Below are 19,329 nucleotides of genomic sequence, written 5' to 3' on the forward strand. Positions count from 1 at the left end.
AGCGCTTCGTTCACACCGAAGAGGTCACTGGTTCGAACCCAGTATCGCCCACCGGATCGCGGTACGGCCCGGCTCACCATCGGTGAGCCGGGCCGTACCGCGTGTGCGTACGGGGGCGGCGCGACCGCCCCCGTATGTGTCGTCCGCGACGCCCTTCATTCAACCGTGACCTTTCCGGGTCCGTGTTCCGGTGGGCCCTTCGGTGTTCGGTCCGTCGGTCACGCCCGCGCATATCTGGGTCTTTCCGCCCCCGCCCTCGTGGGGAGTGGAGGCCGTCGGCGGCCGCGCTCGATCGCCGCGCCCGATAATTCCTGTCCGACTCATTGACGCGCCCGTGGGCCCTCCGCACCTTGTGCCAGCAAGCGCTTACTCGAAACGATTCATGAGATGGATGCGACGTCGCGGGGAGGTTCGTATGCAGCAGGGCGAGAACGGAGAGGGCGGCGAGAACGGCGAGAACACGGAGGGGCGGACTGAGGGGTGGGTCGGGAGGCGGGCGGTCCTCAGGGCGGCGGGTGCCTCGCTGGCCGTCACGGGCCTGGGTGTCACCGCCACCGCCTGCGGTGGCGGCAGCGGCTCGGGAGACGGGGCGGTGACGCTCCGTTACTCGTGGTGGGGTGCCGAGGACCGGGCCGAGCGCATCAACAAGACCATCGCGCTTTTCGAGAAGAAGTACCCGAAGATCAAGGCCGACTTCCAGCCGTACACCGACTTCTGGAAGAAGTTCAACACGCAGGCTTCCGGAGGGAACCCACCGGATGTGTTCCAGAATGCCGTCGGATTCCTGCGTAAATACGACGCGAAGAACGTTCTGCTCGATCTCAGCGGGCAGGTCGAGGCCGGCAACCTCTCCATGGACGGATTCCGGGCGGGCCTGGAGAAGTTCGGTGAGATCGACGGCAAGCTCCTCGGCGTGCCCGTGGGCTCGAACTCGATGGCCCTGGTCATCGACAAGCCCGTCTTCACCCGCGCCGGTGTCACACCCGAACAGGGTTGGACCTGGGACGACTTCGACGGGGCGATGGCGAAGGTCCGTGACAGAACCGGGCGGGCCGGGGACAGCGGCATGTACGGGGTCATGTACCTCTACGACCTGTATCTGCGGCAGAACGGCAAGGCGTTCTTCACCGAGGACGGTCTGGGATTCACCGAGGCGGAGCTCACCCGGTGGTGGACCAAGGCCGAGGAGGGCGTCAGGTCCGGCCTGTTCGCCGACCCGAGGAAGGTCTCCCAGATCAAGCCCAAGGCGGCGCTCTCCGCCGAACTCGCCGGAAGCGAGTTCACCTGGGACAACTTCACCGTCCGCTACACCTCCGAGGGCAAGAGCGAGTACGGTCTCGCGCCCGTTCCGACCACGGACGGCAAGAGGACCGGCCAGTACCTCGGCTCCCTGATGCTGAGCGCGTCCAAGCGCACCCGGCACCCCGAGGAGGTCGCCCGGTTCATCGACTTCATGGTGCATGATCCCGAGGTTGCCAAGATCATGGGATACGACCGCGGTGTGCCCGCGACGCAGGCGCAGTACGACGCGTACCAGCCGACCGACCCGGTCAACAAGGCGATCGCCGCCTACGAGGAGTCCCTCGTCGACGCGGGCGTCCTGGAGCCCATCACCCCGCACCCGAACGGCGCCGACATCTGCGAGGCCGCGTTCTTGCGCATCGCGGAGGAACTGGGCCTGGGCAAGCGCTCCGTGGCGGACGCCGTCAAGCAGTTCTTCACCGAGTCGAAGACGGCTCTCGCCGGCTGATGGGAACCGCCGTGACACACGCCCCCGCGACGGAGGCCTCGACCCGGGGCCCCGAGCTGCGGCACGATCCGGTGAAGTCCCCGCGCCCCGCCGCCCTGAAGCGGCGGGGCCGCCGGGAGAACCTGGCCGGCTACCTCTTCATGTCCCCCTGGATCGCCGGGTTCCTGCTGCTGACGGCAGGCCCGATGATCGCCTCCCTGTACTTCGCGTTCACCGACTACAACCTGTTCGACGCCCCTCGGTGGATCGGCCTGGACAACTTCTCCGAGATGTTCGCCGACCCGCGCTGGCGCCACTCGGTGCAGATCACGCTCTGGTACGTGGCCGTCGGCACACCGGTCAAGCTGATCGTCGCGCTCGGGGTGGCGTTGCTGCTGGCCCGGAAGCGGCGCGGGCAGGCCTTCTACCGGGCCGCCTTCTACGCGCCGTCGCTGATCGGGGCGAGCGTCTCCGTGGCCATCGTGTGGAAGGCGATCTTCTCCGACGACGCGATCGTCGACCGCGCACAGAAGCTCTTCGGCATCGACGCCGGCGGCTGGACCGGCGACCCGGATCTGATCATCTACAGCCTGGTGACGCTCACCGTCTGGTAGTTCGGCGCCCCCATGGTCATCTTCCTGGCCGGCCTGAAGCAGGTGCCGCGCGAGCTGTACGAGGCGGCCGACGTCGACGGGGCGGGCAGGCTGCGGAAGTTCTGGAACATCACCCTGCCGATGATCTCCCCGGTGCTCTTCTTCAACGTCCTGCTGGAGACCATCCACCTTTCTCGCCCGCTGGCCTGACGGCTCCCTTAAGTGGACCGCACACGCCGTGAGTTCGGGCTCCGGCACACTCACCCTCACCGTCGGCAGCCCCGCAGCACCGGCGAAGAAGGCCACCATCGGCAAACACGGCAGCGCCATCGGCATATCGACCGGAGTCATCACCGCGAGGATCGGCAAGTTCGGCGCCACGATCAGCAAGTCTGTCACCCGCTGCTCGACCGAGATCGCCAGGAACGGACGCATCGTCCTGCTGCGTCAGCCCGAATCCGAGTTCGAGGAGGCGACCAGTCCACCGTCAGGGCCGAGCGCTTCGACGGTAAGCACCGCAAGGGGCAACGCAGTTGGCTCCCCTTCTCTATTCGCCTCTACTTCTACGTGGGCGCCGATTCCTTTCGCACGATGCACACCATAGGGAACCGCACGACGCGGGTGCGGGCGGGCACACTCCGTCCATGGACCGGAACCATTACCGCTTCCGCAGTCTGTGGACCCTGTCGGCGCCCGCGCCCGCCGTGTTCCGGGCCCTGGAACGCGTCGAGGACTATCCCCGCTGGTGGCCGCAGGTGAAAGAGGTCACCCGGCTCGCCGACACCGCCGACGGGGGCGCGGGGATCCTCCGGATCCGCTCCGCGCTGCCCTTCTCCCTGGTGGCGACCGTGCGGGAGACGGGGCGCGACCCCGCGGCCGGGATCCTGGAAGTCGCCCTGTCCGGGGACATCGACGGTTGGGCCCGCTGGACCGTCGTCCCCCAAGGCTCCGACGGCACCCTCGCCCGCTACGCCCAGGAGGTCGACGTCCGCAGACCCCTGTTGCGCCGCCTCGCCCGGCCGGGACGGCCCGTCTTCCGCGCGAACCACGCACTCATGATGCGGGCCGGGCGGCGCGGCCTGGCCGCCCACCTGCAAGCGGTTTGAACCAAGCGCGCCCGGACCTGTATTGTTCACTCCGTTCCCGGGCGATTAGCTCAGTGGGAGAGCGCTTCGTTCACACCGAAGAGGTCACTGGTTCGAACCCAGTATCGCCCACCGGGAAAGCCGGTCCGCCACAAGCGGACCGGCTTTTTGTCTGCCCCGACCCGTGTCCCCACGCTCCTGGCCGGGGCCTCACGCGGCCGTCGGCAGGCCCGGGCGCAGCGGCCAGGCCGGGTCCACGGCCTCCTCCGTGCCGTTACGGGCGAACCAGGACGCCAGGCCCCGGGCCTGGCCCGCGTGCCACACCGCCTGCAACATGTGCAGCTCGCCGGGGGACAGGCGCTCCAGCCGGGACGCGAAGCGGCGGCCCACCGCACGAGTGACCTCCAGCGCCGCCGCCGCACCCGCCTCCGCGCCGGGCGCGTCCTCCGCCGGGACGCCGTAGAGCGCGCACAGGTCGGTGAGCGTGCGGCCACCCTTGCGGTAGCGGTCCAGATGCCTGTCGAGGACCTGCGGGTCCAGCACCAGCAGCGGCGTCCGCTCGAACCAGCGGCTCAGCGGCGCGGCCCGATGACGGCGCACCTCCCGGTCCAGCAGGGTGAGGTCGAACGGAGCGTTCATCACCACCAGCGGCCGGCCCACCCTCGCCTGCTCGGCCAACGCCTCCGCCACCTCGTACATCACCGGTGCCGGCCAGCGGCCGTTGCGCTGCAGATGCTCGTCCGTCAGCCCGTGTGCCTCCGTCGCCGCGGCCGGCACCGGCACCCCCGGGTTGACCAGCCAGCGGCTGACCCGCGGCCGGGTGCCCGGTGAGTCCTGGACGACGACGGCGGCCGACACGATCCGGTCGGTTTCGGCGTCCATCCCCGTCGTCTCCGTGTCGAAGGCGGCCAGCGGCCCCTCGTACCAGCACCTCATACCCACCAACCCCTCGCGCACCATCGGCAGTTGACGCCAAGTCCGCTGCCCGCTCCGGTGATACCCGGTCGGTGCGCACCGTACGCGGGCTCCGGTGGCTCCGTCGTCGCCCGGCTCCGTGCGGCCACGGGTGCTCGCGAGGACCGGGCCGGATACGCGCGACCACGCTCAGTGAGGGCCCGTACCACACCCGGTACGAACCGGCGGGGCCGAGCGGGCCGGCCGTGAGGAATGATTTCGCACCCGACCGGTTCGGGTCGGTACGATCGCACCCGTGCGTGCGCTCAGGTATGGCGCCGCAGCCAAAGCCTTCAGTCAGGAGAGACCGGTGTCAGACGTCCGTGTGATCATCCAACGCGATTCCGAGCGGGACGAGCGCGTGGTGACGACGGGCACCACGGCCGCCGAGCTCTTCGCAGGCGAGCGCTCGATCATCGCGGCGCGGGTGGCCGGTGAGCTCAAGGATCTCGCCTACGAGATCAAGGACGGCGAGACCGTCGAGGGTGTCGAGATCTCCTCCGAGGACGGCCTGAACATCCTGCGCCACTCCACCGCGCACGTCATGGCGCAGGCCGTGCAGGAACTGTTCCCCGAGGCCAAGCTGGGCATCGGCCCGCCGGTCCGGGACGGCTTCTACTACGACTTCGACGTCGACAAGCCCTTCCACCCCGATGACCTCAAGGCCATCGAGAAGCGCATGCAGGAGATCCAGAAGCGCGGCCAGCGCTTCTCCCGCCGTGTGGTCACCGACGACGAGGCCCGCGAGGAGCTCGCCGACGAGCCGTACAAGCTGGAGCTGATCGGTCTCAAGGGCTCCGCGTCGCACGACGACGGCGCGGACGTCGAGGTCGGCGCCGGCGAGCTGACGATCTACGACAACCTGGACGCCAAGACCGGCGAGCTGTGCTGGAAAGATCTTTGCCGCGGTCCCCACCTGCCGACCACCCGGAACATCCCGGCGTTCAAGCTCATGCGCAACGCCTCGGCGTACTGGCGCGGCAGCGAGAAGAACAAGCAGCTCCAGCGCATCTACGGCACCGCCTGGCCGACCAAGGACGAGCTGAAGGCGCACCTGGAGTTCCTCGCCGAGGCCGAGAAGCGCGATCACCGCAAGCTGGGCTCCGAGCTCGACCTGTTCTCCATTCCCGAGCAGATCGGCTCCGGCCTCGCCGTCTTCCACCCCAAGGGCGGCATCATCCGCCGGGTCATGGAGGACTACTCGCGGCGCAGGCACGAGGAGGAGGGCTACGAGTTCGTCTACACCCCGCACGCGACGAAGGGGAAGCTCTTCGAGACCTCGGGCCACCTGGACTGGTACGCCGACGGCATGTACCCGCCCATGCAGCTCGACGAGGGCGTGGACTACTACCTCAAGCCCATGAACTGCCCGATGCACAACCTGATCTTCGACGCGCGCGGCCGGTCGTACCGTGAACTGCCCCTGCGCCTGTTCGAGTTCGGGACCGTGTACCGGTACGAGAAGTCGGGCGTCGTGCACGGTCTGACCCGCGCCCGCGGCTTCACCCAGGACGACGCGCACATCTACTGCACCCGCGAGCAGATGTCCGAGGAGCTCGACAAGACCCTCACCTTCGTCCTGAACCTGCTGCGCGACTACGGCCTGACCGACTTCTACCTGGAGCTGTCCACCAAGGACGAGACGAAGTTCGTCGGCACGGACGAGGCGTGGGAGGAGGCCACCGAGACCCTCCGCCAGGTCGCCGAGAAGCAGGGCCTGCCGCTGGTCCCGGACCCGGGGGGCGCCGCTTTCTACGGACCGAAGATCTCCGTGCAGGCCCGCGACGCCATCGGCCGCACCTGGCAGATGTCGACGATCCAGCTCGACTTCAACCTGCCGGAGCGCTTCGACCTGGAGTACACCGCCGCGGACGGCTCCAAGACCCGCCCGGTCATGATCCACCGCGCGCTGTTCGGCTCCATCGAGCGGTTCTTCGCGGTGCTCCTCGAGCACTACGCGGGTGCCTTCCCGGCGTGGCTGGCGCCGGTGCAGGCGGTGGGCATCCCGGTGGGCGACGCCCACGTGGAGTACCTGGAGAAGTTCGCCGCCGACGCGAAGAAGCAGGGCCTGCGGGTCGAGGTGGACTCCTCCTCGGACCGCATGCAGAAGAAGATCCGCACGCAGCAGAAGCTCAAGGTTCCGTTCATGATCATCGTCGGCGACGACGACATGAACGCGGGCACGGTGTCGTTCCGCTACCGCGACGGTTCGCAGGAGAACGGCATTCCGCGTGACGAGGCCATCGCCAAGCTCGTTGACGTGGTGGAGCGTCGCGTTCAGGTGTGACGTGGCCCCGCCGACGCGGGGATCGGCCCCCGGGGCATCCCGGGGGCCTTTGCCCTTCCCCCACGGCGACGCCATATGCTGCACGCATGACGAGTGAGCCGGAGCAGCAGTTGGGAGTGGGCACGCAGGACGCGTTCCAGCGTCTGTGGACGCCCCACCGGATGGCCTACATCCAGGGCGAGAACAAGCCGAGCGGCCCGGGTGCCGACGACGGCTGTCCCTTCTGCTCCATCCCGGCCAAGTCCGACGAGGACGGGCTGATCATCAAGCGCGGCGAGCTGGTCTACGCCGTGCTCAACCTGTACCCCTACACGGGCGGCCACCTGATGACGGTGCCGTACCGCCACGTCGCCGACTACACGGACCTCACGGCGGGGGAGACGGCGGAGCTCGCCGAGCTCACCAAGCAGGCGATGAGTGCCCTGCGCAGTGCCTCCGGAGCCCACGGCTTCAACATCGGGATGAACCAGGGCACCGTGGCCGGCGCGGGCATCGCCGCCCACCTGCACCAGCACATCGTGCCCCGCTGGGGCGGCGACACCAATTTCCTTCCCGTGATCGGCCACACGAAGGTGCTGCCGCAACTGCTGGGCGACACCCGCAAGATGCTCGCGGAAGCCTGGCCGGCGGAGTGATCCGCGGCTGACGCCCGTACCGGCGGACGCGTACGTCTCCGGCCGCACCGCCGGAGACCTACGCGTCGTACACGTCGGCCTTCTTGGGCACCGCTTCCTGGATGGCACCGCTCAGGCCCGCCGAGCGGGCACCGAACTTCTCCGTGTCCACGCCGTTCTCCTTCAGCACCTTGATCGCTGCCGAGTGCACCGCCCGCAGGACCGGTGTGGCGGCGCGCAGCGCGTCGTCGGCCATGAAACGGTGCCGCCACGGCTTGTCTGCCCAGGCGTGCCGCAGGCCGAAGGGCTCGGGCAGCGAGAGCTTGCCGCCCAGCCAGTACAGCAGCGGCGGATACCAGGTCAGCGGCGCCCGGGCAGCCAGGCGCACCACCTCGTCCGCGTCGACCAGGGGGAGCTTCACCGTCCGGGTCTCCCAGAACCTGACCGACTTCTGGACCGTCTTCTCCTTGGCCGCCGGCTTGGTCGTGAACAGGGAGTGCACCGGTCCCAGGGCATGCCCGGTGACCTCGATGCGCAGCGTCTCGTGCAGCACCGTCACCGTGATCAGCATGGTGAGGACCAGCTGGCCGTCCCACAGCGTCCACTGCACGCCCAGGTAGTGCCGGTCGCCCGCGCCGAACTGCTGGTTGTTGCAGATCTCCTGTATGGCGTGCTGCTTGACCTGGTACGCCTCGACGTCGGTGCCCTCGGGTCGGGACACCCCGTCCGCGTTCTCCCCGATCGGGGTGACGATCCAGTGCCGTACCGACGGCTTGGGGAAGCCGCCGGTGTGCAGCGGACCGCGCTCCAACATGCGCAGCCGGTCGTGGATGGCCTTGATCACGTCCCAGCTGCGGAACGGGTTGATCTCCCGGTCCGGGTCGATCGGTATGAGCTCCTCGGCGAGCTGCCAGCTGCCCCAGCGCGTGCCCATGCCCAGTATCCCCTTGGGCCCGGCGTAGAACACGGAGTTGGACTGCTGTTCGGCGCTGAGCCGGGCCAGCGACTGACGCAACTGCTCGGCGGCCGTCTCACCGGGGCTGCTCGGCACCGCTTCGGGCACCTTGGCACCCACGCTGCCGCCGGAGAGCAGACTGCTCCAGCGCTCCCTGAGGTCCCGCGCCGTGCGTTCGCAGATCCGCTTGGCCCAGAACCAGCCCACCACCGGGGCGACGACCGACGCGCGCGCGTACCAGCCCCAGAACCCGTCGAAGGGCATCCGGAGCAGGAAGATCACCGCGAGGACGCCCACCGCGACCAGGAGCGTGGTGGCGAGCGCGCCGGCCCGCTTGTCCTCGCGTTTGGCGATGGTGGTGCGGATCTGGAAGACCAGCAGCCACACCAGCAGACCGGGCAGGAACAGCAGGCCGCACAGCACCATCACGGCACTCAGCCAGTTGTCCCGATCCCGCCGGATGCGGTGTGCCGCGAGACTGTGCTCCACCACCACCTGGGGGTGGGCGCCGAAGGACTGGATGAGTGGTGCCCGCTTGGAGCCCAGCATCCGGTCGATGATCGCCCGGGAGAACGCCTCGCCCAGGTTCGGCCGGAACAGCGCGATCCTGGGCTTGTCGACGGACGACTTGTGCCACTCGTTGTTGGCCTTGAGTATCTCCTCGGCCTCGTTGTCCCGGTAGGCCGCCGAGGCCAGTGCGAACGTCGGGGTCTGCCCCTCGTCGCCGGTGCGTGGCACCTGCGGACCGAAGAAATCCGCGTAACCGCCCTCAACGGTCATTCCCGCCCCCGATCGCCGCGACTGTCGTCTTGCGGCCTTCCCGACTTCCTTGCCACGCACACCTGTTGATCTGGACTTCAGAGTATCCGCAGCCACCGGTGTCCGTCGGTGGACGGCCGAAAGCCGCCTGCCGGGGCGGCGGCCGGTGCTCCGAGGGCGTGTTCGGCGGGCTCCCGGAGCGTGTGCGGGCGAAGGCGTGCGCGGGCGCCCGCGGGCGCCCGGCGCCGACCGGCGGGGCGCCGCGGGCGCCGTCAGGCGCTGCGGGCCTCCTCCCGCACCCGCTCCGCGACCTGCGGCGGCATCGGCTCGTGCCGCACGTACCGGCGGCTGAAGCGCGCGGTGCCGTGCGAGAGCGACCGCAGATCGACGCTGTACCGGCCGATCTCGATCTCCGGCACCTCGGCCCTGATGAGGGTGCGGCCACCCGCCGACTGCTCGGTGCCGAGCACCCGGCCGCGCCGGCCGGACAGATCGCTCATCACCGTTCCCACGTAGTCGTCGCCGACCAGGACGCTCACCTCGGCCACCGGCTCCAGGAGATGGATCCGGGCGTCCGCGGCCGCCTCCCGCAGCGCCAGCGCGCCCGCCGTCTGGAACGCCGCGTCGGAGGAGTCCACCGAGTGCGCCTTGCCGTCCAGCAGCGTCACCCGTACGTCGATCAGCGGGTGGCCGGCCGCGACGCCCTTGGCGGCCTGGGCCCGCACGCCCTTCTCGACGGACGGGATGAACTGCCGGGGCACCGAGCCGCCGACCACCTTGTCCACGAACTCGACGCCCGAGCCGCCCGGCAGCGGCTCCACCTCGATCTCGCAGATGGCGAACTGCCCGTGGCCACCGGACTGTTTGACGTGCCGCCCGCGTCCGGCCGCCCGGTCGCCGAACGTCTCCCGCAACGGCACCCGGTGGGCCACGACGTCCACCTGGACGCCGTACCGGCTGCGCAGCCGCTCCAGGGCCACGTCCGCGTGTGCTTCGCCCAGACACCACAGGACCACCTGGTGGGTGTCCTGGTTCTGCTCCAGGCGCATCGTCGGGTCCTCCGCCACGAGGCGGGACAGTCCCTGCGAGAGCTTGTCCTCGTCGGGTTTGCTGTGCGCCTCGATGGCCAGCGGCAGCAGCGGGTCGGGCATCTCCCAGGGTTCCATGAGCAGCGGGTCGTCCTTGGCGGACAGGGTGTCCCCGGTCTCGGCACGGCTCAGTTTCGCCACGCACGCCAGGTCGCCCGCGATGACGTGCGACACCGGCCGCTGCTGTTTGCCGAACGGCGTGGACAGTGCGCCGATCCGCTCGTCGACATCGTGGTCCTCGTGGCCCCGGTCGGCCAGTCCGTGCCCGGAGACGTGCACCGTCTGGTCGGCGCGCAGGGTGCCGGAGAAGAGGCGGACCAGCGAGAGCCGGCCGACGTACGGGTCGGACGACGTCTTGACGACCTCCGCGACCAGCGGGGCGTCGGGATCGCACGGCTTCAGCTCGCGCGGTGTGCCGTCGACCGTGGTCACCTGCGGTGTGACGTGCTCCAGCGGGGTCGGGAAGCCGCCGGTGATCAGCCCCAGCAGTTCGACGGTGCCGAGGCCCTGGCGGGCGCCCTCGGCCGCGGGAGCGGCGGCCAGGACGGGGAAGAACGCACCTCGCGCGACGGCGCGCTCCAGGTCCTCGATCAGCGTCTCGACGTCGCACTGCTCGCCGCCGAGGTAGCGGTCCATGAGGGTCTCGTCCTCGCTCTCCGCGATGATCCCCTCGATCAGCCGGTTGCGTGCCTCCTCGATCAGCGGCAGCCGGTCCGGGCCGGGCTCGGACTCCTCGCGTTCCCCGGAGGAGTAGTCGAACAGTTTCTGCGTCAGCAGGCCGATCAGCCCCGTCACGGGGGCGTGCCCGTCGGGCCCCGCAGGGCCGTGCAGGGGCAGGTACAGCGGCAGCACGGCGTCGGGGTCGTCCCCGCCGAACGCCTCCGCGCAGACGCGCGTCATCTCCTGGAAGTCCGCGCGCGCCGCTTCCAGGTGCGTGACGACGATGGCCCGGGGCATGCCGACGGCCGCGCACTCGTCCCACACCATCCGGGTCGAGCCGTCCACGCCGTCGGAGGCCGAGACGACGAAGAGGGCCGCGTTCGCCGCTCGCAGACCGGCCCTGAGTTCACCGACGAAATCGGCGTATCCGGGGGTGTCCAGCAGGTTGATCTTGATGCCGTCCCATTCGACGGGCACCAGGGAGAGCTGTACCGAGCGTTGCTGCCGGTGCTCGATGTCGTCGTAGTCGGAGACGGTGCCGCCGTCCTCCACCCGGCCCGCCCGGTTCACCGCTCCCGCGGTCAGCGCGAGAGCCTCCACCAAGGTCGTCTTGCCCGACCCGGAGTGGCCGACCAGCACCACATTGCGTACGGACGTGGGGTGGTCGGCCGCCTGTGCCCTTCCGGCGGCTCCGGGCTGTGTGTGCGCCTTGTCGCCCATGGTCCTGCCTCCCGTGCACGGTGAGGTCACTGTGGGCGCGGACACGCGGAATCCTCCCCCGGGTACTCGCCCGGGGGCACCCCGAGCGGTGACGGCTCCGGCGACGCCCGCGGTCCTTCGAGCTTTGCACTCCCGTCACGGTGCGTCCATACGAGGGACGTGATCCCGTCCCTCCGGTCCGCCACCACGTGCGCCGCCGGCCCGCGCACCGGAGGTTCGGGTGCCCGGCCGACGGCGGTACGCGCGCGTGACTACGATGGGCCAGCCGGTGGCCAGCAGGGCCACGCGGCCACACCGACCGTCGGGAAGGCCATGCTGAACAAGTACGCGCGTGCATTCTTCACGCGTGTCCTCACGCCGTTCGCCGCGTTTCTCATCCGGCGGGGGGTCAGCCCGGACACGGTCACGCTCATCGGCACCGCGGGTGTGGTCGCGGGCGCGCTGGTCTTCTACCCCATGGGCGAGTTCTTCTGGGGCACGGTCGTCATCACGCTGTTCGTGTTCTCCGACCTCGTCGACGGCAACATGGCCCGTCAGCTGGGCCGCTCCAGCCGCTGGGGGGCCTTCCTCGACTCCACCCTCGACCGGGTCGCCGACGGGGCCGTCTTCGCCGGCTTCGCCCTGTGGTACGCGGGCGGTGGCGACGACCTCGTGCTGTGCGCCGTCTCGATCTTCTGCCTGGCCAGCGGCCAGGTGGTGTCGTACACCAAGGCGCGCGGCGAGTCGATCGGGCTGCCGGTCGCCGTGAACGGGCTGATCGAGCGGGCCGAGCGGCTGGTGATCTCGTTGGTCGCGGCGGGTCTGGCGGGCCTGCACGCGTTCGGCGTGCCCGGCATCCAGTACCTGCTGCCGATCGCCCTGTGGATCGTCGCCGTCGGCAGCCTGATCACGCTGATCCAGCGGGTCGTCACCGTACGCCGTGAGTCCGCCGAGGCCGAGGCCGCGGAACGGGAGACCGGGGCGGGGGAGACGGGGGTGCGGGAGTCCGGGGCGGGGAAGACCGCCGAGGACCAGCAGACCCGGGGGAGCGAGACCGCGAAGTGAGCGTCCAGGAGCGGCTGACCGACGCCCTGTACGGCGCCGGCTGGGCCACCGTCAGGAAACTCCCCGAACCCGTCGCCGTACGGCTCGGCCGGAGCATCGCCGACCTGGCCTGGAAGCAGCGGGGCAAGGGCGTGCTGCGGCTGGAGAGCAACTACGCGCGCGTGGTGCCGGACGCGGGCCCCGAGCGGCTCGCCGAGCTGTCCCGCGCGGGCATGCGCTCGTACCTGCGGTACTGGATGGAGTCCTTCCGGCTGCCGGCCTGGAGCCGGGAGCGCATAGCGGGCGGCGTGGCCGTCGAGGACATCCACCGCCTGACCGACGGCATGGCGGCCGGCAAGGGCGTCGTCCTGGCACTGCCGCACCTCGCCAACTGGGATCTCGCGGGCGCCTGGGTCACCACCGGGCTCGGCATCCCCTTCACCACCGTCGCCGAGCGCCTGAAGCCGGAGACGCTGTACGACCGGTTCGTCGCCTACCGTGAGGGCCTCGGCATGGAGGTGCTCCCGCACAACGGCGGCAGCGCGTTCGGCACGCTGGCCCGGCGGCTGCGCGACGGGGGACTGGTCTGCCTGGTCGCCGACCGCGATCTGTCGGCCTCAGGCGTGGAGGTCGACTTCTTCGGCGAGACCGCGCGGATGCCGGCCGGCCCCGCCCTGCTCGCCCAGCAGACCGGTGCGCTGCTGCTGCCGGCGACGCTCTGGTACGACGACTCGCCCGTGATGCGGGGACGGGTCCATCCACCGGTCGGAATTCCCGCGTCGGGCACCCGTGCCGAGAGGACGTCCGTGATGACACAGGCGCTGGCCGACGCCTTCGCCACGGGGATCGCCGAGCATCCGGAGGACTGGCACATGCTGCAGCGCTTGTGGCTCAAGGACCTCGACCCCGCGCGGGAGGCGACTGCGTGAGAATCGGCATCGTCTGCCCGTACTCCTGGGACGTGCCGGGTGGCGTCCAGTTCCACATCCGTGACCTGGCCGAGTACTTCATCCGGCTCGGCCACGAGGTGTCCGTCCTCGCCCCGGCCGACGACGACACCCCGCTGCCGCCGTACGTCGTCTCGGCCGGCCGCGCGGTGCCGGTGCCGTACAACGGCTCGGTGGCCCGGCTCAACTTCGGTTTCCTGTCGGCGGCCCGGGTGCGGCGCTGGCTGCACGAGGGCGCCTTCGACGTGATCCACATCCATGAGCCGACCTCGCCCTCGCTCGGCCTGCTGACCTGCTGGGCCGCCGAGGGACCCATCGTGGCCACCTTCCACACGTCCAACCCGCGCTCCAGGGCCATGATCGCCGCCTACTCCATCCTGCAGGCGGCCCTGGAGAAGATCAGCGCGCGGATCGCGGTGAGCGAGTACGCCCGCCGCACGCTCGTCGAACACCTCGGCGGGGACGCCGTGGTGATCCCGAACGGTGTGGACGTCGACTTCTTCGCCCGCGCCGAGGCCGATCCGCGGTGGCAGGGGGAGACGATCGGCTTCATCGGCCGTATCGACGAGCCCCGCAAGGGCCTCCCGGTGCTGATGCGGGCCCTGCCGAAGATCCTCGCAGCCCGCCCGCGGGCGCGGCTGCTGGTCGCGGGACGCGGCGACGAGGAGGAGGCGGTCGAGAGCCTGCCCGACGGACTCCGTTCCCGTGTCGAGTTCCTCGGCATGGTCAGCGACGAGGACAAGGCCCGGCTCCTGCGCAGCGTCGACCTGTACGTGGCGCCCAACACCGGCGGCGAGAGCTTCGGCATCATCCTGGTCGAGGCGATGTCCGCGGGGGCGCCGGTGCTCGCCTCCGACCTGGACGCCTTCGCCCAGGTCCTCGACCGGGGGGCGGCGGGCGAACTGTTCCCCAACGAGGACGCCGACGCGCTGGCCGACGCCGCGATACGCCTCCTGGAGGACCCGGAGCGCCGCGCGAAGCTGCGGGAACGGGGCAGCTCCCACGTCCGCCGCTTCGACTGGTCGACCGTCGGCGCGGACATCATGTCCGTCTACGAGACGGTGACCGCCGGCGCGGCCGCGGTGGCGGCGGACGACCGGACGACGAAGCGGTGGGCACGCTTCGGTCTGACGCGGGACTGAGGCCGGGAAGGACCTGACCCGACCCCGTCGGTCGGGCTCCGGCCCGTCCCGGCCCGGATGCGGCTCCCGGTAGCCTTGCCGCCCGTGACCGCAACCCTCATCTGGATCCTTGTCGTCCTCGCCGCGATCGGCCTCTACCTGAGCTGGACGGCGGGGCGGCTGGACCGGCTGCACGCCCGGATCGACGCCGCCCGTGCCGCGCTGGACGCGCAGTTGCTGCGTCGTGCCTCAGTGGCGCAGGAACTGGCCACGTCGGGGGTGCTCGACCCGGCCGCCTCGATCGTGCTCTACGAGGCCGCGCACGCCGCGCGGCAGACGGTGGAGGAGCAACGGGAGGTCGCCGAGAGCGAACTGAGCCAGGCGCTGCGTGCCGTCTTCGCCGAGGCGCAGCAGGTGGACGCGGTCAGGGACGCGCCCGGGGGAGAGGAAGCGGCCCTGGAACTCGCCGAGGCGGTCCGCAAGGTGCCCATGGCGCGGCGTTTCCACAACGACGCCGTACGGGCCGCACGGGCTCTGCGTCGGCACCGCAAGGTGCGCTGGTTCCGGCTGGCGGGACACGCGCCGTTCCCGATGGCCTTCGAAATGGACGACGAACCCCCGGCCTCCCTGATGGAGCGGGCCGCGTAGCGCGGGTCCCGCCCGGAAGGACCAGGAGTCCGCCCGGAGCCGGTCGCGCCGAGGGCCGTACCGGGAGAGCCACCCGGAAGGATCCGCCCGGAAGGATCCACCGCCTCATCATTGGCTCTTGCTGTGGACTGGTCCGTTCACGTTTCCTCAGTGCTGTAGGAACCCCTTCTTCGCAACAGTGAGGTCATTCGTGTCCAGCACGCTCTCCGAAAACCAGGCCCCCGAGACCGGCACCGCCCGCGTGAAGCGCGGCATGGCCGAGCAGCTCAAGGGCGGCGTGATCATGGACGTCGTCACACCGGAGCAGGCGAAGATCGCCGAGGACGCGGGCGCCGTCGCCGTCATGGCCCTGGAGCGCGTGCCCGCCGACATCCGCAAGGACGGCGGTGTGGCACGCATGTCCGACCCGGACATGATCGACGGCATCATCGGGGCCGTCTCCATCCCGGTCATGGCCAAGTCCCGCATCGGCCACTTCGTCGAGGCCCAGGTCCTGCAGTCCCTCGGCGTCGACTACATCGACGAGTCCGAGGTCCTCACTCCGGCCGACGAGGTCAACCACTCCGACAAGTGGTCGTTCACCACCCCCTTCGTCTGTGGTGCCACCAATCTCGGCGAGGCCCTGCGCCGCATCGCCGAGGGTGCCGCGATGATCCGCTCCAAGGGCGAGGCCGGCACCGGCAACGTCGTCGAGGCCGTCCGTCACCTGCGCCAGATCAAGAACGAGATCGCCCGGCTGCGCGGCTTCGACAACCACGAGCTGTACGCCGCCGCCAAGGAGCTGCGCGCCCCGTACGAGCTGGTCAAGGAGGTCGCCGAGCTGGGCAAGCTGCCGGTCGTGCTGTTCTCCGCCGGCGGTGTCGCCACTCCCGCCGACGCCGCGCTGATGCGCCAGCTCGGCGCCGAGGGCGTCTTCGTCGGCTCCGGCATCTTCAAGTCCGGCGACCCGGCCAAGCGTGCCGCCGCCATCGTCAAGGCCACCACCTTCTACGACGACCCGAAGGTGATCGCGGAGGCGTCCCGCAACCTCGGTGAGGCCATGGTCGGCATCAACTGCGACACCCTTCCCGAGGCCGAGCGCTACGCCAACCGCGGCTGGTAGCCATGAGCGACGTCGTGACAGGCGTCCTGGCCCTCCAGGGCGACGTACGGGAGCACCTCGTCGCCCTGGCCGCGGCCGGTGCCGTGGCCAGGCCGGTGCGCCTGCCCGACGAACTCGACGAGGTCGACGGTCTGGTCCTGCCCGGTGGTGAGTCCACCACCATCTCCAAACTGGCCGTCCTGTTCGGCCTGATGGAGCCCCTGCGCGCACGCGTGCGCGCAGGCATGCCCGTCTACGGCACCTGCGCCGGGATGATCCTGCTCGCCGACAAGATCCTCGATCCGCGCTCGGGCCAGGAGACCGTGGGTGGGATCGACATGATCGTGCGCCGCAACGCCTTCGGGCGGCAGAACGAGTCCTTCGAGGCCGCGGTCGACGTCAAGGGAGTGGTGGGCGGCCCCGTGCACGGTGTCTTCATCCGCGCCCCCTGGGTCGAGTCCGTCGGAGCCGGAGCCGAGGTGGTCGCCGAGCACGACGGCCACATCGTCGCGGTCCGCCAGGGCAACGTCCTGGCCACGTCGTTCCACCCGGAACTGACCGGCGATCACCGTGTGCACGGCTTGTTCGTCACCATGACACGCGAGTGCCGGGCGGCCGACGCCTTGTAGGATTCCTGGGTACCTCCCGGGCTTTCGAGCCCTGGGGGAGTTTGTTGCAGGGATGGGTTACGCGAAGGAGAGAGTCAGATGGCCGGCCACTCCAAATGGGCCACGACGAAGCACAAGAAGGCCGTCCTCGATGCCAAGCGCGGCAAACTCTTCGCGAAGCTGATCAAGAACATCGAGGTCGCCGCGCGTATGGGCGGTGTCGATCTGGACGGCAACCCCACGCTCTACGACGCCGTTCAGAAGGCCAAGAAGCAGTCGGTGCCGAACAAGAACATCGACTCCGCCATCAAACGCGGTGGCGGTCTCGAGGCCGGTGGCGCCGACTACGAGACGATCATGTACGAGGGCTACGGCCCGAACGGTGTCGCGGTGCTCATCGAGTGCCTCACCGACAACCGCAACCGCGCCGCCTCGGACGTGCGGGTCGCGATGACCCGCAACGGCGGCTCGATGGCCGACCCCGGCTCGGTGTCGTACCTGTTCAACCGCAAGGGCGTCGTGATCGTCCCCAAGGGTGAGCTGGCCGAGGACGACGTCCTCGCCGCCGTCCTGGAGGCGGGCGCCGAGGAGGTCAACGACCTCGGTGAGTCCTTCGAGGTGCTCAGCGAGGCCACCGACCTCGTCGAGGTCCGTACCGCACTGCAGGACGCGGGGATCGACTACGACTCCGCCGAGGCCAACTTCGTCCCGACCATGCAGGTCGAGCTGGACGAGGAGGGCGCCAAGAAGATCTTCAAGCTGATCGACGCGCTGGAGGACAGCGACGACGTGCAGAACGTCTTCGCCAACTTCGACGTGAGCGACGAGATCATGGAGAAGGTCGACGTGTGACGCGGCTGCGTGCGCGACGACTCCAGCGGGCCGGTGAGGGGAACGCCCCCACCGGCCCGCAGCTCCTGTCAGTGGCAGCCGATAGCCTGGCGTACGTCAAAGATCACCGTACGCGGGCCGTGACCCTCGATCGAGGAACCCCGGCGGCGATCAGCCAGGTCCGCGAGAGCGGCGGCGGATGAGCCGAGGAGAGGGGAGGCGGCGTGCGAGTGCTGGGGGTCGACCCGGGGTTGACGCGGTGCGGCGTCGGGGTGGTCGAGGGGGTCGCCGGGCGACCGCTCACCATGCTCGGCGTCGGTGTCGTACGCACGCCCGCCGCCGCCGATCTCGGAGACCGCCTCGTCGCCATCGAGCAGGGCCTGGAACAGTGGCTGGACGAACACCGGCCGGAGTTCGTCGCCGTCGAACGGGTCTTCAGCCAGCACAACGTCCGGACGGTGATGGGAACCGCCCAGGCAAGCGCCGTCGCCCTGCTGTGCGCCTCGCGCCGAGGCATCCCCGTCGCCCTGCACACGCCCAGCGAGGTCAAGGCCGCCGTGACCGGCTCCGGCCGCGCGGACAAGGCCCAGGTCGGCGCGATGGTCACCCGGCTGCTGCGGCTCGACGCGCCCCCGAAGCCCGCCGACGCGGCCGACGCCCTGGCTCTCGCCATCTGCCACATCTGGCGGGCCCCGGCCCAGAACCAGCTGCGTCAGGCGGCCGCCCTGCACGCCTCGCGCACACCCACAGCACCGAACTCACCGAAGGGGCGCTCCGCATGATCGCCTTCGTCAGCGGCACGGTCGCCGCGCTCGCCCCCGACGCCGCGGTCGTCGAGGTCGGCGGCGTCGGCATGGCCGTCCAGTGCACGCCCAACACGCTGTCCGCGCTCCGCGTCGGCGCGCACGCCAGGCTCGCGACGTCCCTGGTCGTGCGTGAGGACTCGCTCACCCTCTACGGCTTCGCGGACGACGACGAGCGGCAGGTCTTCGAGCTGCTGCAGACCGCCAGCGGCGTCGGGCCGCGCCTGGCCCAGGCCATGCTCGCCGTGCACACCCCGGACGCGCTGCGCCGGGCCGTCGCGACCACCGACGAGAAGGCGCTCACCGCCGTGCCCGGCATCGGCAAGAAGGGCGCCCAGAAGCTGTTCCTGGAGCTGAAGGACCGCCTCGGCGCACCGGTGGGCGCGGCGGCGGCCGCGGCCGGACCCGGCACCACGGGCTGGCGCGACCAGCTGCACGCCGCCCTGATCGGCCTCGGGTACGCGACGCGCGAGGCCGACGAGGCGGTCGCCGCCGTCACTCCGCAGGCCGAGGCGGCCGAGGGCACCCCCCAGGTGGGCCCGTTGCTGAAGGCGGCTCTGCAGACCCTGAACCGCGCCCGGTAAGTCCGGCCACGGACCACCACCGCCAGATGCGGCACCCGGGCCGCCGACCCCGACCGGAACACCCGCACGCCCGCCCCACCCCGGCTAGGAGACTTCAGTGAACTGGGACGACACGACCGACCCCGTCGCCGCGGAGCGGCTGGTGGGATCTGTCGCCGACGGGGAGGACCAGGCCGTCGAGGCCGCCCTGCGGCCCAAGGACCTGGACGAGTTCATCGGCCAGGAGAAGGTCCGCGAGC

16 protein-coding genes, 1 tRNA gene and 3 pseudogenes are annotated in these 19,329 nt (G+C 70.4%); 17 read left to right on the plus strand and 3 right to left on the minus strand.

Annotated features, from left to right (window positions below; all coding sequences use genetic code 11):
• Window positions 1–415: 415 nt before the first annotated feature.
• The 5 genes and pseudogenes from AB0I73_RS36000 to AB0I73_RS36020 all read left to right on the plus strand — a co-directional run bounded on the left by AB0I73_RS36000 (window position 416) and on the right by AB0I73_RS36020 (window position 3,539).
• Entirely contained in the window at window positions 416–1,750 is a 1,335-nt protein-coding gene (locus AB0I73_RS36000) for an extracellular solute-binding protein (RefSeq protein ID WP_363044633.1), read from the plus strand.
• Window positions 1,750–2,511, plus strand: a pseudogene (locus tag AB0I73_RS36005) (sugar ABC transporter permease); the annotation flags it as partial. The gene AB0I73_RS36000 and the pseudogene AB0I73_RS36005, both read left to right, overlap by 1 nt.
• 4 nt (window positions 2,512–2,515) lie before the next feature.
• Window positions 2,516–2,925, plus strand: a pseudogene (locus tag AB0I73_RS36010) (Tat pathway signal sequence domain protein); the annotation flags it as partial.
• 41 nt (window positions 2,926–2,966) lie between these two features.
• Window positions 2,967–3,428, plus strand: coding sequence for an SRPBCC family protein (locus AB0I73_RS36015; protein ID WP_363044635.1), 462 nt, complete (start codon window positions 2,967–2,969; stop codon window positions 3,426–3,428).
• A 39-nt stretch (window positions 3,429–3,467) separates the two neighbouring features.
• Window positions 3,468–3,539, plus strand: a tRNA-Val gene (locus AB0I73_RS36020).
• Between the two features lie 78 nt (window positions 3,540–3,617).
• On the opposite strand, the gene AB0I73_RS36025 is transcribed toward AB0I73_RS36020, so the two are convergent.
• Window positions 3,618–4,343, minus strand: a complete 726-nt coding sequence (locus tag AB0I73_RS36025; RefSeq protein ID WP_363044637.1) for an exonuclease domain-containing protein — start codon at window positions 4,341–4,343, stop codon at window positions 3,618–3,620.
• A 328-nt stretch (window positions 4,344–4,671) separates the two neighbouring features.
• On the opposite strand from AB0I73_RS36025, the gene thrS reads away from it, so the two are divergent.
• Both thrS and AB0I73_RS36035 read left to right on the plus strand, forming a co-directional pair.
• On the plus strand, window positions 4,672–6,648 hold the full coding sequence (gene thrS / locus AB0I73_RS36030; protein WP_363044639.1) for a threonine--tRNA ligase: 1,977 nt from the start codon (window positions 4,672–4,674) through the stop codon (window positions 6,646–6,648).
• A gap of 86 nt (window positions 6,649–6,734) precedes the next feature.
• Window positions 6,735–7,283: an HIT domain-containing protein gene (locus AB0I73_RS36035; RefSeq protein WP_363044641.1), complete on the plus strand. Its 549-nt coding sequence runs from the start codon at window positions 6,735–6,737 to the stop codon at window positions 7,281–7,283.
• 58 nt (window positions 7,284–7,341) lie between these two features.
• On the opposite strand, the gene AB0I73_RS36040 is transcribed toward AB0I73_RS36035, so the two are convergent.
• Together AB0I73_RS36040 and AB0I73_RS36045 are read right to left on the minus strand one after the other, a co-directional pair.
• Window positions 7,342–8,997 (minus strand): hypothetical protein, encoded by a 1,656-nt coding sequence (locus AB0I73_RS36040; RefSeq protein ID WP_363044643.1) that lies wholly within the window; start codon window positions 8,995–8,997, stop codon window positions 7,342–7,344.
• 251 nt (window positions 8,998–9,248) lie between these two features.
• Window positions 9,249–11,444: an elongation factor G-like protein EF-G2 gene (locus tag AB0I73_RS36045; protein WP_363044645.1), complete on the minus strand. Its 2,196-nt coding sequence runs from the start codon at window positions 11,442–11,444 to the stop codon at window positions 9,249–9,251.
• A 312-nt stretch (window positions 11,445–11,756) separates the two neighbouring features.
• Here AB0I73_RS36045 and pgsA point away from each other — a divergent pair, with 312 nt between their 5' ends.
• From pgsA to AB0I73_RS36095, 10 genes and pseudogenes are all read left to right on the plus strand, one after another.
• Complete coding sequence (pgsA, locus tag AB0I73_RS36050) at window positions 11,757–12,488, plus strand: phosphatidylinositol phosphate synthase (RefSeq protein WP_363044647.1); 732 nt, start codon at window positions 11,757–11,759, stop codon at window positions 12,486–12,488.
• The gene (locus AB0I73_RS36055; protein ID WP_363044649.1) at window positions 12,485–13,396 is read left to right on the plus strand and encodes a phosphatidylinositol mannoside acyltransferase; all 912 of its coding nucleotides are present in this window, start codon (window positions 12,485–12,487) and stop codon (window positions 13,394–13,396) included. Before pgsA ends, AB0I73_RS36055 begins: the two co-directional genes overlap by 4 nt.
• The gene (locus AB0I73_RS36060; RefSeq protein WP_363044651.1) at window positions 13,393–14,556 is read left to right on the plus strand and encodes a glycosyltransferase family 4 protein; all 1,164 of its coding nucleotides are present in this window, start codon (window positions 13,393–13,395) and stop codon (window positions 14,554–14,556) included. Before AB0I73_RS36055 ends, AB0I73_RS36060 begins: the two co-directional genes overlap by 4 nt.
• 84 nt (window positions 14,557–14,640) lie before the next feature.
• Window positions 14,641–15,183 carry a hypothetical protein gene (locus AB0I73_RS36065; RefSeq protein WP_363044652.1) on the plus strand — a complete coding sequence of 181 codons (543 nt, stop codon included), beginning with the start codon at window positions 14,641–14,643 and terminating at the stop codon, window positions 15,181–15,183.
• Between the two features lie 190 nt (window positions 15,184–15,373).
• On the plus strand, window positions 15,374–16,285 hold the full coding sequence (gene pdxS, locus AB0I73_RS36070; protein WP_109379485.1) for a pyridoxal 5'-phosphate synthase lyase subunit PdxS: 912 nt from the start codon (window positions 15,374–15,376) through the stop codon (window positions 16,283–16,285).
• Window positions 16,286–16,287: 2 nt separating this feature from the next.
• On the plus strand, window positions 16,288–16,893 hold the full coding sequence (gene pdxT / locus AB0I73_RS36075) for a pyridoxal 5'-phosphate synthase glutaminase subunit PdxT (RefSeq protein ID WP_363044653.1): 606 nt from the start codon (window positions 16,288–16,290) through the stop codon (window positions 16,891–16,893).
• A gap of 78 nt (window positions 16,894–16,971) precedes the next feature.
• Entirely contained in the window at window positions 16,972–17,724 is a 753-nt protein-coding gene (locus AB0I73_RS36080) for a YebC/PmpR family DNA-binding transcriptional regulator (RefSeq protein ID WP_109379483.1), read from the plus strand.
• A 203-nt stretch (window positions 17,725–17,927) separates the two neighbouring features.
• Window positions 17,928–18,485 (plus strand): crossover junction endodeoxyribonuclease RuvC, encoded by a 558-nt coding sequence (gene ruvC, locus AB0I73_RS36085; RefSeq protein ID WP_363044654.1) that lies wholly within the window; start codon window positions 17,928–17,930, stop codon window positions 18,483–18,485.
• Window positions 18,482–19,090 carry a Holliday junction branch migration protein RuvA gene (gene ruvA, locus AB0I73_RS36090; RefSeq protein WP_363044655.1) on the plus strand — a complete coding sequence of 203 codons (609 nt, stop codon included), beginning with the start codon at window positions 18,482–18,484 and terminating at the stop codon, window positions 19,088–19,090. Before ruvC ends, ruvA begins: the two co-directional genes overlap by 4 nt.
• A gap of 97 nt (window positions 19,091–19,187) precedes the next feature.
• Window positions 19,188–19,329 (plus strand): annotated as a pseudogene (locus tag AB0I73_RS36095) (Holliday junction branch migration DNA helicase RuvB); the annotation flags it as partial.

Origin of the sequence: Streptomyces sp. NPDC050388 (assembly GCF_040655635.1) — a bacterium.
Classification (GTDB): domain Bacteria; phylum Actinomycetota; class Actinomycetes; order Streptomycetales; family Streptomycetaceae; genus Streptomyces.

What these genes read in the sequence shown, in the direction of transcription:
- pgsA (WP_363044647.1), top strand. Translation starts at nt 11,757, where the DNA reads ATGCTGAACAAGTACGCGCGTGCATTCTTCACGCGTGTCCTCACGCCG.
- pdxT (WP_363044653.1), top strand. Translation starts at nt 16,288, where the DNA reads ATGAGCGACGTCGTGACAGGCGTCCTGGCCCTCCAGGGCGACGTACGG.
- ruvA (WP_363044655.1), top strand. Translation starts at nt 18,482, where the DNA reads ATGATCGCCTTCGTCAGCGGCACGGTCGCCGCGCTCGCCCCCGACGCC.
- AB0I73_RS36040 (WP_363044643.1), bottom strand. Translation starts at nt 8,997, where the DNA reads ATGACCGTTGAGGGCGGTTACGCGGATTTCTTCGGTCCGCAGGTGCCA.
- AB0I73_RS36000 (WP_363044633.1), top strand. Translation starts at nt 416, where the DNA reads ATGCAGCAGGGCGAGAACGGAGAGGGCGGCGAGAACGGCGAGAACACG.
- AB0I73_RS36080 (WP_109379483.1), top strand. Translation starts at nt 16,972, where the DNA reads ATGGCCGGCCACTCCAAATGGGCCACGACGAAGCACAAGAAGGCCGTC.
- AB0I73_RS36035 (WP_363044641.1), top strand. Translation starts at nt 6,735, where the DNA reads ATGACGAGTGAGCCGGAGCAGCAGTTGGGAGTGGGCACGCAGGACGCG.
- AB0I73_RS36045 (WP_363044645.1), bottom strand. Translation starts at nt 11,444, where the DNA reads ATGGGCGACAAGGCGCACACACAGCCCGGAGCCGCCGGAAGGGCACAG.
- AB0I73_RS36015 (WP_363044635.1), top strand. Translation starts at nt 2,967, where the DNA reads ATGGACCGGAACCATTACCGCTTCCGCAGTCTGTGGACCCTGTCGGCG.
- AB0I73_RS36025 (WP_363044637.1), bottom strand. Translation starts at nt 4,343, where the DNA reads ATGAGGTGCTGGTACGAGGGGCCGCTGGCCGCCTTCGACACGGAGACG.